The sequence below is a fragment of the Acidiferrobacteraceae bacterium genome (genome assembly GCA_037388825.1).
GTDB lineage: Bacteria > Pseudomonadota > Gammaproteobacteria > Acidiferrobacterales > JAJDNE01 > JARRJV01.
This window is the reverse complement of record JARRJV010000022.1, coordinates 25,912-40,032: the sequence shown is the minus strand read 5'-3', so window position 1 is coordinate 40,032 and position 14,121 is coordinate 25,912. Positions and strand designations below refer to the sequence as shown.

Sequence of the window (14,121 nt, the reverse complement as noted above, 5' to 3'; positions counted from 1 at the left end):
TCGGCAACTACGAACTGGACCGTGCGGTGATGCTGGGTGAGGTGTCGACGACGATCACCCATGTCGAGGGTGGGAACGCAAAGGCCATGGCCGCGGATACCGAGTGGTTGGCCAAGGTCATGGGCTGGGAGGCGTTTTCGAAATTGTCCGCCGATCGCGTGGCGGCGGTCATTCTGAAGCTGGAACCGTTCCCGGTGAAGGCGAAGACCATAATCATTCGCCAGGGCTCACCCGGTGAGCACTATTATGTTGTGCGCGAGGGGCGCTTCAACGTCGTGCGCCATGACAAGGATGGCAAGGCGCAGGTGATCAATGAACTCAAACCCGGCAACGTTTTCGGTGAGGAATCCCTGATTAGTGGCGAGGCGCGCAATGCCAGCGTCGTCGCCATGGAGGACGGTTTGCTCATGCGCCTGTCCCGCGCCGACTTCGATCGCTTGCTAAAACAACCATTGGTGAATTTCGTTTCCGTGGAAGAGGCCAGCGCACTGGTGAAAGGTGGGGCCCGCATCCTCGATGTGCGATCACCGGCGGAGTTCAAACAGGGTTCGCTACGCGGCAGTGTAAATATCCCGGTTGATGCCCTGCGCGAGCAGTTGCCCAAGCTGCCCAAAGATGTGCGCTACATAACCTGTTGCCGCACCGGCAACCTGAGCCAGGTGGCGGCCTTCCTCATGCGCCAGCGCGGCTACGACGCGGTCGTGTTGAAAGGCGGGCTTCAGGCGGTGGCGAGAAAGTCGGCCTAGGAACCGCGGCGCTCGCTGAGAAACCGCACGGCCGCCTCGACAACGCGAAGGTCGCGCAGAATGCGGCGGTGACCGAGCCCCTTGGTCTTCATGAATTCGGCCCCGGGCCAGGCGGCCGCCAGTCGTTGGCCCTGTTCCCACAACACGTCGTAGTCGTCTTCGTCGTGCACGATCAGTGCCGGCACGGACAGTTTCTTCGCAGTGTGATCCAGGGTCAGTCGATGCCAGATGTCGGCACCGAACTCCTTTTCGATACGACGAATGAAGATCTGCCAGGTCGCATTCGGGATGTGCAAGATCCGGGCGAAGCGCGCGGCCAGCCAGTGCAGGGAGTTGGGTGAACTGATGCACACCACAGCGCGGGCCTCGATGTGATCGGCAAGGGCGAGGGTGGTGGCGAACACGCCAAAGGAGTGGGCGATCACTCCGTACACCGGGCCGTAGGCGTCGGCGACGGCTTCCAGGGTATCGATGACACGGAAGACATTGGTGCTATCGCCCGGAGAGTTGCCGTGCGCGGGCAGGTCGTAGGCCACTACGCGAAAACCTGCGTCCACCAGCGGTGCAGCGAAGGCGCCCATCTGTGATCCGCGGCCATCCCATCCATGTACAAGCAGGATGGTCGGGCCTTCATCGCCCCACATGCTTACAGCCAGCGGGCCATACTCGTGATCGATGCGGTCCTGGCGTGCTCCTTCGAGCCAACGGGCCTCGCGCCCCGGGGTAGGGTGGCGATGGGTGCGAAACCAGAGCCGGTAGGCGGTGCGTGCCGCCACCCAGGGCAGGATGCGGCCGACGACGGCGAAGTAGAGCCGGATCATGATCAGGGACCAGGGAGTTCTCCGGCGACGGGCGCGGGTCCGGGCGCGGTCGGGGGTCGGGCTCACGGGGCCTCCGGCAAGGGAGATTCGATGCTGCGTAGGGGTTCCTGCATCGCGGCGATACTAACAGAAAGCGGAAATCCGGGTCTTTTGTTGATCCGGACCGGGGGAAACGGGCACAATGCGCGCCGTTCATGGCCGCCGGTGGGGCGGCTGCCGATTTTCCAATACCAAGCAAAGAGGTAGTGACAATGAAGGTGATTCTTCTCGGCGCCCCGGGCGCGGGCAAGGGAACCGTGGCCAAGATGCTGACGGCCCTGGACGGTTCGGTACAGATTTCCACCGGTGACATCCTGCGCGGTGCGGTGCAGGCCGGAACCGATCTGGGCAAGGAAGCGCAGGGCTATATGAATCGTGGTGAACTGGTGCCCGACTCCCTGATCATGGGCATCATGGAAAAGCGCCTGCAGGAGCCGGATTGCGAGAAGGGCTTCCTGCTGGACGGATTCCCGCGCACCATTCCCCAGGCCGAGGCCCTGAAGGAATTGCTGGCCAAGCTGAACATCAAGCTGGACATGGCGGTCAATATTGACGTCCCCCGCGACGTGATCCTGGATCGCCTGACCACGCGCCGCACCTGCTCCAACCCGGATTGCCAGGAGATCTACAACGTCAAGACCAAGCCGCCGAAGCAGGAAGGCGTGTGCGACAAGTGCGGCAGCCCGGTGGTGCAGCGTGAGGACGAGACCGAGGAGGCCATCGGCAAGCGCCTGGACACCTACAACGAAAAGACCGCGCCCCTGATCGGTTTCTACGACAAGGAAGGCATGCTGGTGACCGTGGATGCGACCTCCAGTGAGGCCGTGGTAGAGGCGGTGAAGCAGCGCCTGGCGGCCTGATCGCCGTACCTTCCTCTCCCTTGTGGGGGATTGAACCAGACCGTCCACTGCCTTATATCCCTTAGGTAGTGGGCGGTTTTTTATGCCCTCAGAAGAATATTTAGTGAGAACCATTTGCGTTTCGAGTTGCGAATCGTTATCATCTAGATATAACGCACTCGCTGGAGACATACCGAATGTTCAACAAGATTCTGCCGGCCGTGGCCCTGCTTGCCGCGTTCGCCGTCCCCGCCACCGCGGCCCAAGCCGCCGATGAGCCCTATCTCATCACCATCAAGGACCACAAGTTCGAACCGGCCCGGCTGGAGGTGCCAGCGGGCAAGAAGATTCGCCTCAAGGTGAAGAATCTGGATTCGACGGTCGAGGAATTCGAAAGCTATACGCTGAACGTGGAGAAGCTCGTTCCGGGCGGGGCCGAGGTGACCGTTTATGTCCGTCCCCTGAAGCCGGGTGAGTACAAGTTCTTTGGCGAGTTCCACCAGAAGACCGCCCAGGGCGTAGTTGTAGCCAAATAGGCCCAGCACAGATCCGGAGCGTCACGTGTTCGCAACCGCTGTCATTGTTTTTCGTGAGGTGCTTGAGGCCTCGTTGATCGTCGGCATCGTGATGGCCGCGACCCGCGGTGCGCCCCGCCGTGCATTGTGGGTGAGCGCAGGGCTGGTGGCTGGGCTGCTGGGAGCCGGGTTGATGGCCGGCTTCGCCGATGTCATCGCCGAGGCGGCCGCGGGCATGGGCCAGGAATGGTTCAATGCCGTGGTGCTGTTCGTGGCGGTGGGCATGCTCGGTTGGCACAACATCTGGATGAAGCAGCACGGACGTGAACTTTCCCAGCGCATGAACTCCGTGGGCCGCGCGGTTCAGGAGGGTGAGCGCCCGCTGTACGCGGTCGCCATCGTCGTCGGTGTGGCGGTGTTGCGTGAAGGTGCGGAGGTGGTGCTGTTCCTGTACGGCATCGCCGCCGCCGGCGGCAGCGATGCCCTGTCCATGCTCAGCGGCGGCGCCATCGGCCTGGCCCTGGGCATGGGCATGGGTGCCTTGCTGTATTTCGGTCTGTTGCGCATCCCCATGCGCCATCTGTTCTCGGTCACCTCCTGGATGATCCTGCTCCTGTCCGCCGGGATGGCCGCCCAGGGCGCGGGCTATCTGGTCCAGGCCGGGGTGTTGCCATCTGTCGGCGATATGGTCTGGGATAGTTCGGCAATTCTTTCCGAACACAGCATCTTCGGTCAGTTGCTGCATACCCTGATTGGTTACATGGCACGGCCCACGGGTATCCAGCTGATCTTCTACGTCATGACCATCCTGATCGTTGGTGGCCTCATGTGGTTGACCGGCCGCCGGCACACGGCCCGTCAGCGGGCCGGCATGGCGCTGGGCGTGATCGCCGGCCTGTTGCTGTTGTCCGCGTTCCTGGCGGTGCCCGTGGCCCATGCCAGTCACAAGGTGTATTCGCCCTATGTCGACTATCAGGAATGGGAGTTTGAGGCACGGGGCCACTACACCTTCGACGGAAACCCGGCCCTTGATGGGGCACGCAAGGACAAATACGAGGTTGGCTACGGATTCACCCGCCACTGGTTCTCCAGCGTTTGGGTGGAGTACGAGCAGGATCCGGGCGGCTCCTATGATCCGGGCGGCAGTTATGGCCACAGCGCCACGGGTTGGGAAAACATCTTCCAGCTGACCGAGCCGGGCAAGTACTGGGTGGATACCGGTCTGTACTTTGAATACGAGACCCCTGCCCAGGCCGGCTTGCCTGATGAACTGGAAGCCAAGCTGTTGCTGGAAAAGCCGGTTGGTCGCCTGGTCCACACGGCAAACATCGTCTTCCATGGCGAGACGGGTACCGGCGCCAGCAGCGACATCGCCATGGAATACGCCTGGCGCAGCAAGTACCGCATGAGCCCGGCATTCGAACCGGGGATCGAGATCTACGGCGGATTGGGAACAACAAGCCGCATCGAGACCGGGAGCAGCGAGCAGCAGATCGGGCCCGTGGTTGCCGGCAAGTTCGCCCGTAGCGAGCACGGCTACTTCCGCTACGAGCTTGGGTATCTGTTTGGCATCAGCACCCCGGCACCGACTGGCACCGCCAAGTGGCTGCTGGAGTACGAAACCCACGTCTGATCATTCACTTCGCCTTCACTCCGCGATCCGTGCGTAGTGCTAGAGTGATCGGCCTATGAACGAGTCTGTCCGCGACACTCTGGTCAAGGTCCCGCAGGTCACGCTGGGTTTCTGGATCATCAAAATCGCCGCCACGACCCTGGGCGAGACCGGGGGCGACACCCTGTCCATGTCCCTGCATCTGGGTTATCTCCTGAGCACCGGAATTTTCGCGGCGGTCTTCCTGATCGCGGTCTACGGCCAGATTTCCGCCAGGGGGTTTCGCCCCTTCCTGTACTGGGCGACCATCATCGCCACCACGACCGTGGGCACGACCCTGGCGGACTTCGCCGACCGTTCGCTGGGGATCGGCTATCTCGGCGGAACCTCACTGCTGTTGACCCTGCTCCTGCTGTCCCTGTTCGTGTGGTATCGAACCATGGGTTCCGTGGCGATAGACACGGTCAGTTCGCCGCGTTCGGAAATGTTCTACTGGGTGACGATCATGTTTTCCCAGACCCTGGGCACCGCTCTCGGGGACTGGACCGCCGATAGCTGGGGGATCGGCTATGTCGGCGGCGCGATTGTATTCGGATCCCTGTTGGCACTGGTCGCCGGTGCGTACTACTGGTCCCGGGTGTCGCGGACGACTCTTTTCTGGGCGGCCTTCATTCTGACTCGTCCCCTGGGGGCGGTGGTGGGCGATTTCCTCGACAAGCCCTACCACAGCGGCGGACTGGACCTCAGCCGCTATACCGCGTCTGGCGTCCTGTTCGCTGCCATCATCCTGCTGATCTTCATGACGGGGGTGGGATGTACCTTCATGACACCGATGCCGTGATGACGGCGGTGGTCGTCATGGGCAACTCGGCCTCAGATGAGATGGCGTAGCCGAAGGTGCCGCACAGGATTGCCGGCACCACCAGATAGTCCCAGCGCCGCGCCACGGCCATGGCAGCGGCGGTGGTCGGCCCACCGACGTTTGCATTTGACGCAATCAGGATCTCCGGCAGGCTCAGTCGCACCAGCTTGCCTCCCACCATGATGACCAGCAGGTGCACCGTCAGCAGTACCCCGGCGAACACGAACAGGATCGGGCCCACGCGCAGGACCGTGGCGATGTGGGCACTGGCGCCGATGGCGGCGAAGAAGATTTGCATCAGCATCGCACCGAGTTCGTGGGCGCCCGAAAGGCGCGAGGTGAGGTTCTTCGCGACGGTTGCGACCACCAGGGTCAGGGCGGTGAGGATGGGAATCGCGGTGCCGTCCCATCCCAGTTGTTTCTCGGCGACAAAACTGACGGCGCACAGGCCTGCCGACAGGAACAGGGCCGACAACAGTGCCGGAATATGGATGCGCTTGCCTTTCTCCACCTCGCTGAGCACCACGTGCGCTGTGCGCCCCCACCTGGATTCGCGCACTGGCGGTTCGAAGGTGGAGCGCAGGCTGCGGATTGAGGGCAGGGTGAACAGGATCAGGAAGAAGATCGTGGACATCAGACTGTCCGCAGCCACGCCGGCGGACAGCAGATCGCCCGGTGGCAGTCCTACGGCACGCGCCGCGCTGACATAGTTCAGGGAACCACCGATGTAGGTGGCGCTGAAGACCGCAGCCACTTTCCATGCCGACTCACCCAGGGGAACGATATAGAACGCCAGCAGGGTTCCGGCGATGGTGCCTACCGTCCCGATAATGAACGCGATCAGGGTCGCCCCCGCCTCGCGTATGATGCGTCCCAGATTGACCTGCAACAGCAAGAGCGGGATCGCCAGGGGAACCAGATAGTTCCAGACCGTGTCATACACCGCGCTCTGGGGCGGGATGATGGAGAGGTTGGACAGGAGGAAGGCGGCGACCATGGTAATCACGGCGCCGGAAACGCGCGAGCCCCAGCGCGTTCCTTCCGCGAGTGAACCGACCGCCGCAGCGGCGAGCAGGGCCGTCCACAGGGCCCAGGTCTGGTCCGGGGCGATCAGGGTAGACATACTGCGGTACCTCCCGGCGCGTGCGTGCGCCATTCTTCTTCTTGTTTCTTATAGTACCGCGATTGGGTGGGTGACAGCGGAACCGACCGACGGACGGGTTCAGATTCCGAATGAGTCCACGCTATGACGGAGGTGTGTGGTGCCTGCTCGCCTTATGGATCGCGCGGGAAGCTGCGAGGAAACCGAAGTTTGCGGTGACAAAGCTGGCGGAGCCGTAGCCGTACCGGCAATCCAGGTCGATGCCATGGATTCCCGGCTTGGCGGTGCACACGGACCCGTCCGCCTTGGGGTACAGCTTGTGTTGACTGGAGAACACGCACTCAACGCCGAAATAGCGTTTCGGGTTGCGCGTGAAACCGTAATCGACCCGTAGGCGCTGGCGCACCCGTGCGGCCAGCGCATCATTGTAGGTGCGACTGAGATCAGTCACACGACTCTGCGTCGGGTCGGTCAGCCCACCGGCCCCGCCGGTGGCGATCACCGGAATCTTGTTGCGTTTGCAGTAGTAGATCATTGCGGCCTTGTGGGTGATCGAGTCGATGGCATCGATCACGCAATCGAAACCGTGGTCCGGTGACAGGTGCACCCCTACATTGTCCTGGGTAATGAAATCGTCGACGGCGTGTACGACGCAATCCGGATTGATCTGGCGGACCCGCTCCTGCATGACCGCATGCTTCTTGTGACCGATGGTGCTGCTGAGCGCGTGCAGCTGACGATTGATGTTTCCTTCCGATATCTCGTCGAAGTCAATGAGAGTGAGCTGGCCGATTCCCGTGCGGGCCAGTGCCTCCACCGCCCAGGATCCGACGCCGCCGAGGCCGACGATGCAGATGTGGTAGTCGGCGAATCTGCCAAACTCCTGCGGGCCAAAGAGTCTTTCGATCCCGGCGAAACGTTCCCGGTATTCCGTGGTGCTCATGCTGCCGCTCCGAGGCGCAGCACCTCCATCGCATTGGCGGTGGTTGCCCGGGCAATGGCCTCCGGATCATCGTCGCGTACCGCAGCCAGGGCATGAAGACATTCCGGTAGATACTCGGGGCTGTTTCTTTCCCCATGGTGGCTGGCCACGGTCAGGTCTGGCGCGTCGGTCTCCAGTACCAGTGCCTCCAGCGGAAGCTCCCGGGCGAGGTTACGCAGGCGCGTGGAACGTTCATAGGTGAGCATGCCACCGAAGCCAAGCTTGAATCCGAGGTCTATGTACTGTGCGGCCTGTTGCAGGCTGCCATTGAAGGCGTGAGCAATGCCACCGCACACCGGGTGTTTACGCAGGGCCGCCAGTATCTGATCATGGGCCTTGCGCACGTGCAGGATGACCGGCAGCTGCGCCCGGGCCGCGATGTCCAGTTGAATCTCGAGCAGTTCCAGCTGCCGCTCACGCCGGGGATTTTCGATGAAAAAGTCGAGTCCGATCTCGCCCACGGCGACGATGGGAGTCGTGCGCACTTTCTCGCGCAGTGTTTCCAGGTCTCGCGCCGTATGATGGTCGAGGTACACCGGGTGCAGACCCAGGGTTGGGTACAGGCCGGGTTCCCGCTGACACAGATCCAGCAGCCCGTCCCAGGTCGATTGTTCTACCGCGGGAACCACCATCCGGTTCACCCCGGCTGCGCGAGCCGCGGCGAGCACCGAATCCCGGTCCGGGTCGAACTCTTCGACATCGATATGGCAGTGGGTGTCGATCAGATCCATGGCGCGCATTCTAGCGACGGGAAAGGCCCAGCGTAAAACGCAATCTTCGCGCACGGTTCCGGTGTCTGTCGTACACCGACGCGCAAGAAACGGGTCCTTGACCCATATCAAGCCGCCACGCCGGATTTCGCTATACCGTCGAGGCGAAGTCACAACTCCCGAGGCGAACCGCCATGATGGACCTGAACCCCGAGACCATTTGCTACATCATCGACAAGGCGCACGAGTTCCACGTGAAAGAAGGGGTCTCGATCCCGGAGCCACCGTCGAGTCCCACGGAAGACTGGGCGATTCAGGTCCTGGCGGATCATGAGGACGATCTGACGTACCAGGAACTCGTGAGCGTCATCAACGATCTGGAGCCGGACCAGCAAGTGCAGCTCGTGGCGCTGATGTGGGTAGGGCGAGGTGACTTCGAGGTCGGCGACTGGGACAACGCGGTTGAGGCCGCTGGTGATGCGTGGACACGACGAACCGCGCAATACGTGATTGCCACCCCCATGGTGGCGGACTATCTGGCCGAGGGCCTGGACTTGATGGGGATGTCCTGCGAAGAACGTTAACGGCAGGGTGATGGCCGGCGCTTTGTTTCCTTGTTCGTGCCCGTGAGCCCGAAGTTACCGACGGCTACCAGCCAGTCGGGAGATCCCGCAAGAGGGTGATGCGTTTCCGCTCGATGCTGATGTAGCCACCGATATTCAGTTCGCGCAGGATGCGGCTGATCATTTCCCGCGAGGCACCAATGCGATTGGCGATCTCCTGCTGGGTGAGGGGTTCCTTGATGGTCTTGTGTCCGTTGACCTCCACGGCGAGATCAAGCAGCAGCTTGCGGAAACGTCCGTAGACGTCGAGCAGGGCAAGGCTGCGCACGTTTTCGGTGAGGCTGCGCACCCGGCCGATCAGTTCGCGAATGATGGCCAGGGCTACTTCGGGATTATTTCGCAGATAGCTTTCCAGGTCGGCCTTTCGCAGCACGGCGAATTCGGACGGTTCCAGGGTCATCACCGATGCCGAGCGCGGGCCTCCGTCCAGCACCATTTCGCCGAAGTATTCGCCGGCGTCGGCCATGCCCAGGACAACTTCCCGGCCCTGCTTGTCGTTCAGGTAGATCTTTACCTTGCCCGAAAGGACGATGTACAGGGAGTCGGTGTTGTCTCCTTCCCGTACAACGACGGAGTTCTTTCCCAGGGTCTTGCGCGTCGCCATATCGGCAAGCCGACCGAGCTCCTCGTCGGACAGGGTGGCAAACAACGGTACCTTACCGATTTGTTCAAGCATTTCGGTGTCCATCCAAGATGTTTCCGGTCTCTGCCGGGTCTGGCACGCTTCGGGCCTTGCTTTATTCTTATAGCAGAGGATATAGCCCGTTCCGAGGAAGGGTACTTGTTTCCGGCGCCGAGTGGCAAATCCGATTCGCCGGGAATCAGGGGAGGAAAACAGGAAAGACCCCGATCCCATCCCTGAGATCGGGGTCGCTGGCTTGGGAGAGCAAATCGTTTACCGGGCCGCGCTGTGCGAGTGGGCCAGAACCTGCGCCTGGACCGAGGCACCGGTATGGCCCTGGGCTGCCGCGCGGTTGTACCATTGCAGGGCCTTGGTCTTGTCCACTGGCACGCCGATTCCGGACTGGTACATATAGCCCATGTAGTACTGGGCCTCCGCATTTCCGCCGGTGGCCAGCGGGCGGAACACCTTGAGCGCAGTGGCGTTGTCGCCGCGAAGCATGGCGGTCACGCCATCGTCGAGCTTGTTGCCGGCCATTGCCGTTCCGGAGGCAACGGCCAGAAAGATGGTCAGGATCAGCGTACGAATCTTCATTTCGATACCCCTAATTCACCGTTAATTCGTTTATCAGTAGTTGCTAATAGTCAATTTAGCAGCGGACCCGTGAAAGAAGTGTGTCGCAATTCACAATCCACTGTATAAGGTGCCGGTGGTATTTCACATTTGGAGGCGGCGGTGCAGCTGGACCCGAGATTGCAGCAGGATAGCGTGCCGATTGGGCGCTTTCCCCTTTGCTGCTTGCGAATAAGTCGTGACAGCAACTACCCCTGGTTTCTCCTGATTCCCGACCGGGCGGGGGTGCGCGAGATTCACGAACTGGCTCCCGACGACCAGGCCTGCCTAATGCAGGAGTCATCGACCCTGGCTCGGGCCCTGGAGGCGGCCTTCGCCCCGGACAAGCTCAACATTGCCGCCCTGGGAAATATCGTACCGCAGTTGCACGTGCATCACATCGTGCGCTACAAGGGGGATGCGGCCTGGCCCGATCCCGTGTGGGGCAAGGTTCCGGCAGTTCCGTACGATTCCGTGCAACTGGAGGACCGGATCCGGCGCCTGCGGGAGGCCCTGGGGCCAGCAGCCGGATTTCAATTTCAAGCTGAGGAGGAAGCAGGCTGATGGTGAATCGGATCGTAAGCTACCGCGGCGAAATCATTCGGACCGGCATCAGCTTCGGTACGGCCCTGGCCATGATCATCTCCTGGTCGCGCAACCATTCCATCCTTTGGGCCATCATCCACGGCATCCTGTCCTGGGTCTATGTGATCTGGTACGCCCTTTTCGGCTAAAACCCGGTCCCCGGACGTTCGTCGGAGAGAGGAGGGCAGCCGTCCGCCCGCATTGGACACGGGCCCGGCAAATGCGTAGCCTCGCAGGGGTTCTGCCGGTAGTTCGTGTTTTTCGGCTTTTTCAGGGGAATCCATGCTCAAACAGATTGCATCAATCCACAAGAAGGATGTCTGGCTCTTTGCCCGCGGGTGGTTGCGGTCCCCGTTCAAGGTGGGGGCGGTATTGCCCAGCAGCATGGCGCTGGCGCGGGCCATGGCGGGTCAGGTCGATTCCGGATCCAGCGACCCCGTAGTCGAGTTGGGTGGCGGCACCGGATCCGTGACCCGGGCCTTGCTTGAGCGTGGGGTCGACCCGTCGCGATTGTTTGTGGTTGAGCGTGATCCGGGTTTCTGCCGGCGGTTACGGGACCGGTTTCCGGAAGTCCAGTTGCTGAATATCGACGCCTCCGGAATCGCGGATGCCTTGCGCGCCCGGGGGATCAAGCGGGTGGGTCATGTGGTTTCCAGTCTTCCCCTGCTGTCCCTGGATCGGCGTACGGGCGAGGCGATCCTGCGCAGCAGTTTCGACATCCTCGACGATGAGGGCGCCTTCGTACAGTACACCTATGGTACCGGTTCACCGGTCCGGCCGCCGCTGCTGAAAGAGCTGGATATCACCGGTTGCACCGCGGACCGGGTCTGGATGAACGTTCCGCCAGCCACGGTGTGGCGATACAGCGCCATGTTGCGCACCGGGGACTGTGCGCCCGCCCGGTCCCTGCGCCGCGCATTTTCCGAGCGCTAGACACCGCTTCCCTTCCGGCATGACGCCGTCTTGCGGTGGCGTTATGATTTTGTTCCCTGTTTTTTCGGAGTTTCCCTGGTGCCACCGGCCGAACCGGTTTTCTTCGGAGTCGTTGCCTATCTCCTGGGTTGCATTTCCTTTGGTTACTACCTCGTTCGGGTTTCCAGGGGCAGTGACATCCGGGTTCTGGGCAGCGGTAATGCCGGTGCGCGCAATGCCGGTCGAGTGCTCGGACGCGTGGGATTCATGGCTACCCTTTTGGGCGACGCGGGGAAGGGCGCCTTGGCGGTGGTGCTGGCGGGTCTCGCGCACGCGGCGGTGGTGACGGTGCCCGTGGCCCTGGGGGCCGTGGTGGCCGGACACATCTGGCCAGCACAGCTGGGATTTCGCGGGGGCAAGGGTTTTGCCACGGCAGCAGGCGGAATTCTGGCCCTGGACTACCGCTTGGGGATTGCCGTACTTGGGATCACCATTCTTCTGCTTCCCGTTTTTCGACGCGGTACGCCGGCGGCGCTGGGAGCGGCGGTGTCAGCGCCTGTGCTTGCCTGGCTGCTCGGAGACGGTCTTCTTGCCATTGGCGCGGTTGCGGCAATCGCAGTCATGATCCTGTTGGCCCATGCCCGCCATGTACACGCTACTACGAATGACCGCCATTCGCCGGATGAGCACGGCGCACCCCGCGTCTAGATTCGGTCATTCTCATGGTCAAGGGAATTACGCTGGATCCGGATTCATCCGTCGTGGAGGAGCACTTCGCCGTGGTGTACGCACCGCGCAAATCGCGGAACCGGTTCTCGGAAGGCGCCGTGGAACTCGCCGAATCCCGGGACGCGGCACTGGCGCAGGCGCAACCGGAGCAACATCGCTACGCCGCCCGGGTGGTGGGTCCCTCACGATCGTCCGAAGGTCTTCGTCTCTATTATCTGGTGGAGTGGCTGCAATGATCGATAATGCAGGCAGGCAGGAAGGCATGCCGCAGTCATGACGCAGCGCCAGGCCATCGTCTCGGTGGTGTTTGTCGTCTATACGGCGGGCCTGTTGTGGATCGCCTGGATCGCCTGGCGCCGCACCCGAAATCTGTCCGACTATATTCTCGGCGGTCGCAGTCTCAGTAGCGGCGTCGCGGCCCTCAGCGCCGGTGCATCGGATATGAGCGGATGGTTGTTGCTCGGATTGCCCGGATTCGCCTATGCCGCCGGGCTGGAGTCTCTCTGGATTGCCGGCGGCTTGCTGTTGGGAACCTGGTTCAACTGGTTGCTGGTGGCCCGGCGCCTGCGGCGCTACAGCGTGATCACCAATGACAGCCTGACCTTGCCAGATTTTCTGGAGCGCCGGTTTCGCGATGACCGCCGATGGCTGCGCACGGTCTCGGCAGTGTTCATCCTTCTGTTCTTCGTCTTCTACACCAGTTCAGGTCTCGTCGCGGGCGGCAAGTTGTTCCATGCCGTGTTCGATCTGTCGTACCACTGGGCGGTTGTGGCCGGGTGCGCGGCGATTCTCATCTATACTGTGGCCCGCGGTTTTCTGGCCGTGTCCTGGACCGATGTCCTGCAGGGTCTGCTCATGGCGGTGGTTCTGGCGCTCGTTCCCGTGATTGCGGTGCACGGACTCGGAGGCTGGGCTAGCAGTTTCGAAGGTGTCGCCCACAGGAACCCGGAGCTGTTGAACCCATTCACCCATGCGGATGGAAAGTCCCTCGGCGTCATTGCCGCCCTTTCCCTGCTCGGCTGGGGGCTGGGTTATTTCGGGCAGCCGCACATTCTCGCCCGGTTCAAGGCCATACACAGCCCGGAGGCATTGCCTGCTGCCCGCCGCATCGCCATGACCTGGGTAGTGTTGTCCATGGTCGGTGCGGTTCTGGTGGGCGTGGTGGGGGTCGCCTTCGTTGCGCCACCGCTAGCGGGTGCGGATACGGAAAAGGTCTTCATCATTATGGTGAATACACTGTTTCACCCGGTCGTTGCCGGGGTCTGTCTCGCCGCCATCCTGGCGGCCATCATGAGCACGGCCGATTCACAAATGCTGGTGGCGGCATCGGCGCTGACCGAAGACCTGTACCGGGCATTCCTTCGTCGGGAGGCCGGGCACGTTGAGCTGGTATGGGCAGGCCGAATCGCCGTTGTGCTCATCGCCGTCGTCGCCCTGGCCCTTGCCTGGGACCCGGGACGCAAGGTTCTGGATCTGGTCGCCTATGCCTGGGGCGGATTCGGGGCCGCCTTTGGCCCGGTCCTGTTGATGTCCCTGTACTGGCGGCGCATGACCCGAAACGGGGCCCTTGCCGGAATGCTGGTTGGCGGTACGGTGGTCGTCATCTGGAAGCATCTGTCCGGTGGGTGGTTCGATCTGTACGAACTGGTGCCCGGATTCGTGCTGGCCCTGATTGCCATCTTTGTCGTTAGCATCCTCGATCGGCCTCCGCCCGCCGAGATCGGAGTCGAATTCGACGAAGCAAGCGCGAAGCGCGGCGGCGCATGACCCCTTCGCCAAGGCACAGTTAAAGATTCGTTTTTTTCATGGT

At 62.0% G+C, this 14,121-nt stretch carries 18 protein-coding genes; 12 read left to right on the top strand and 6 right to left on the bottom strand.

Annotated elements, in window-relative coordinates:
* A partial coding sequence (locus P8X48_05780) for a cyclic nucleotide-binding domain-containing protein (protein ID MEJ2106826.1) occupies nucleotides 1–746 on the top strand: 746 nt, incomplete at its 5' end.
* Here P8X48_05780 and P8X48_05775 read toward each other — a convergent pair.
* Nucleotides 743–1,633 (bottom strand): alpha/beta hydrolase, encoded by an 891-nt coding sequence (locus P8X48_05775; GenBank protein ID MEJ2106825.1) that lies wholly within the window; start codon nucleotides 1,631–1,633, stop codon nucleotides 743–745. The genes P8X48_05780 and P8X48_05775 overlap by 4 nt on opposite strands.
* 185 nt (nucleotides 1,634–1,818) lie before the next feature.
* On the opposite strand from P8X48_05775, the gene P8X48_05770 reads away from it, so the two are divergent.
* From P8X48_05770 to P8X48_05755, 4 genes are all read left to right on the top strand, one after another.
* Nucleotides 1,819–2,466, top strand: a complete 648-nt coding sequence (locus tag P8X48_05770) for an adenylate kinase (GenBank protein ID MEJ2106824.1) — start codon at nucleotides 1,819–1,821, stop codon at nucleotides 2,464–2,466.
* A 176-nt stretch (nucleotides 2,467–2,642) separates the two neighbouring features.
* Complete coding sequence (locus P8X48_05765) at nucleotides 2,643–2,981, top strand: cupredoxin domain-containing protein (protein MEJ2106823.1); 339 nt, start codon at nucleotides 2,643–2,645, stop codon at nucleotides 2,979–2,981.
* A gap of 25 nt (nucleotides 2,982–3,006) precedes the next feature.
* Nucleotides 3,007–4,593 (top strand): FTR1 family protein, encoded by a 1,587-nt coding sequence (locus P8X48_05760; GenBank protein MEJ2106822.1) that lies wholly within the window; start codon nucleotides 3,007–3,009, stop codon nucleotides 4,591–4,593.
* 55 nt (nucleotides 4,594–4,648) lie between these two features.
* Nucleotides 4,649–5,413 (top strand): hypothetical protein, encoded by a 765-nt coding sequence (locus tag P8X48_05755; GenBank protein MEJ2106821.1) that lies wholly within the window; start codon nucleotides 4,649–4,651, stop codon nucleotides 5,411–5,413.
* Here P8X48_05755 and P8X48_05750 read toward each other — a convergent pair.
* From P8X48_05750 to P8X48_05740, 3 genes are all read right to left on the bottom strand, one after another.
* Entirely contained in the window at nucleotides 5,394–6,557 is a 1,164-nt protein-coding gene (locus P8X48_05750; protein MEJ2106820.1) for a DUF819 family protein, read from the bottom strand. The two genes, P8X48_05755 and P8X48_05750, sit on opposite strands and share 20 nt — an antisense overlap.
* Nucleotides 6,558–6,678: 121 nt before the next feature.
* Nucleotides 6,679–7,479: a tRNA cyclic N6-threonylcarbamoyladenosine(37) synthase TcdA gene (gene tcdA / locus P8X48_05745; protein ID MEJ2106819.1), complete on the bottom strand. Its 801-nt coding sequence runs from the start codon at nucleotides 7,477–7,479 to the stop codon at nucleotides 6,679–6,681.
* Complete coding sequence (locus P8X48_05740; protein MEJ2106818.1) at nucleotides 7,476–8,249, bottom strand: TatD family hydrolase; 774 nt, start codon at nucleotides 8,247–8,249, stop codon at nucleotides 7,476–7,478. The genes tcdA and P8X48_05740 overlap by 4 nt, the downstream gene beginning before the upstream one ends.
* 173 nt (nucleotides 8,250–8,422) lie before the next feature.
* Here P8X48_05740 and P8X48_05735 point away from each other — a divergent pair, with 173 nt between their 5' ends.
* Entirely contained in the window at nucleotides 8,423–8,812 is a 390-nt protein-coding gene (locus P8X48_05735) for a DUF3775 domain-containing protein (protein MEJ2106817.1), read from the top strand.
* Between the two features lie 64 nt (nucleotides 8,813–8,876).
* Here P8X48_05735 and P8X48_05730 read toward each other — a convergent pair whose 3' ends face one another.
* Both P8X48_05730 and P8X48_05725 read right to left on the bottom strand, forming a co-directional pair.
* On the bottom strand, nucleotides 8,877–9,527 hold the full coding sequence (locus P8X48_05730) for a Crp/Fnr family transcriptional regulator (protein MEJ2106816.1): 651 nt from the start codon (nucleotides 9,525–9,527) through the stop codon (nucleotides 8,877–8,879).
* A 219-nt stretch (nucleotides 9,528–9,746) separates the two neighbouring features.
* A complete protein-coding gene (locus tag P8X48_05725; protein ID MEJ2106815.1) occupies nucleotides 9,747–10,067 on the bottom strand; it encodes an SEL1-like repeat protein in 321 nt (106 codons plus the stop codon).
* Between the two features lie 141 nt (nucleotides 10,068–10,208).
* Here P8X48_05725 and P8X48_05720 point away from each other — a divergent pair, with 141 nt between their 5' ends.
* The 6 genes from P8X48_05720 to putP all read left to right on the top strand — a co-directional run bounded on the left by P8X48_05720 (nucleotide 10,209) and on the right by putP (nucleotide 14,078).
* Nucleotides 10,209–10,649, top strand: coding sequence for an HIT family protein (locus P8X48_05720; protein MEJ2106814.1), 441 nt, complete (start codon nucleotides 10,209–10,211; stop codon nucleotides 10,647–10,649).
* On the top strand, nucleotides 10,649–10,819 hold the full coding sequence (locus P8X48_05715) for a hypothetical protein (GenBank protein MEJ2106813.1): 171 nt from the start codon (nucleotides 10,649–10,651) through the stop codon (nucleotides 10,817–10,819). The genes P8X48_05720 and P8X48_05715 overlap by 1 nt, the downstream gene beginning before the upstream one ends.
* Nucleotides 10,820–10,952: 133 nt before the next feature.
* Nucleotides 10,953–11,603 carry a hypothetical protein gene (locus P8X48_05710; GenBank protein ID MEJ2106812.1) on the top strand — a complete coding sequence of 217 codons (651 nt, stop codon included), beginning with the start codon at nucleotides 10,953–10,955 and terminating at the stop codon, nucleotides 11,601–11,603.
* A 78-nt stretch (nucleotides 11,604–11,681) separates the two neighbouring features.
* Entirely contained in the window at nucleotides 11,682–12,290 is a 609-nt protein-coding gene (locus tag P8X48_05705; GenBank protein ID MEJ2106811.1) for a glycerol-3-phosphate acyltransferase, read from the top strand.
* Nucleotides 12,291–12,304: 14 nt separating this feature from the next.
* The gene (locus P8X48_05700; protein ID MEJ2106810.1) at nucleotides 12,305–12,547 is read left to right on the top strand and encodes a hypothetical protein; all 243 of its coding nucleotides are present in this window, start codon (nucleotides 12,305–12,307) and stop codon (nucleotides 12,545–12,547) included.
* Between the two features lie 37 nt (nucleotides 12,548–12,584).
* A complete protein-coding gene (gene putP, locus P8X48_05695; GenBank protein ID MEJ2106809.1) occupies nucleotides 12,585–14,078 on the top strand; it encodes a sodium/proline symporter PutP in 1,494 nt (497 codons plus the stop codon).
* The last annotated feature ends 43 nt before the right edge of the window (nucleotides 14,079–14,121 follow it).

What these genes read in the sequence shown, in the direction of transcription:
- P8X48_05700 (MEJ2106810.1), top strand. Translation starts at nt 12,305, where the DNA reads ATGGTCAAGGGAATTACGCTGGATCCGGATTCATCCGTCGTGGAGGAG.
- P8X48_05750 (MEJ2106820.1), bottom strand. Translation starts at nt 6,557, where the DNA reads ATGTCTACCCTGATCGCCCCGGACCAGACCTGGGCCCTGTGGACGGCC.
- P8X48_05715 (MEJ2106813.1), top strand. Translation starts at nt 10,649, where the DNA reads ATGGTGAATCGGATCGTAAGCTACCGCGGCGAAATCATTCGGACCGGC.
- P8X48_05740 (MEJ2106818.1), bottom strand. Translation starts at nt 8,249, where the DNA reads ATGGATCTGATCGACACCCACTGCCATATCGATGTCGAAGAGTTCGAC.
- P8X48_05755 (MEJ2106821.1), top strand. Translation starts at nt 4,649, where the DNA reads ATGAACGAGTCTGTCCGCGACACTCTGGTCAAGGTCCCGCAGGTCACG.
- P8X48_05710 (MEJ2106812.1), top strand. Translation starts at nt 10,953, where the DNA reads ATGCTCAAACAGATTGCATCAATCCACAAGAAGGATGTCTGGCTCTTT.
- tcdA (MEJ2106819.1), bottom strand. Translation starts at nt 7,479, where the DNA reads ATGAGCACCACGGAATACCGGGAACGTTTCGCCGGGATCGAAAGACTC.
- P8X48_05770 (MEJ2106824.1), top strand. Translation starts at nt 1,819, where the DNA reads ATGAAGGTGATTCTTCTCGGCGCCCCGGGCGCGGGCAAGGGAACCGTG.
- P8X48_05735 (MEJ2106817.1), top strand. Translation starts at nt 8,423, where the DNA reads ATGATGGACCTGAACCCCGAGACCATTTGCTACATCATCGACAAGGCG.
- P8X48_05725 (MEJ2106815.1), bottom strand. Translation starts at nt 10,067, where the DNA reads ATGAAGATTCGTACGCTGATCCTGACCATCTTTCTGGCCGTTGCCTCC.
- P8X48_05765 (MEJ2106823.1), top strand. Translation starts at nt 2,643, where the DNA reads ATGTTCAACAAGATTCTGCCGGCCGTGGCCCTGCTTGCCGCGTTCGCC.
- P8X48_05730 (MEJ2106816.1), bottom strand. Translation starts at nt 9,527, where the DNA reads ATGCTTGAACAAATCGGTAAGGTACCGTTGTTTGCCACCCTGTCCGAC.
- putP (MEJ2106809.1), top strand. Translation starts at nt 12,585, where the DNA reads ATGACGCAGCGCCAGGCCATCGTCTCGGTGGTGTTTGTCGTCTATACG.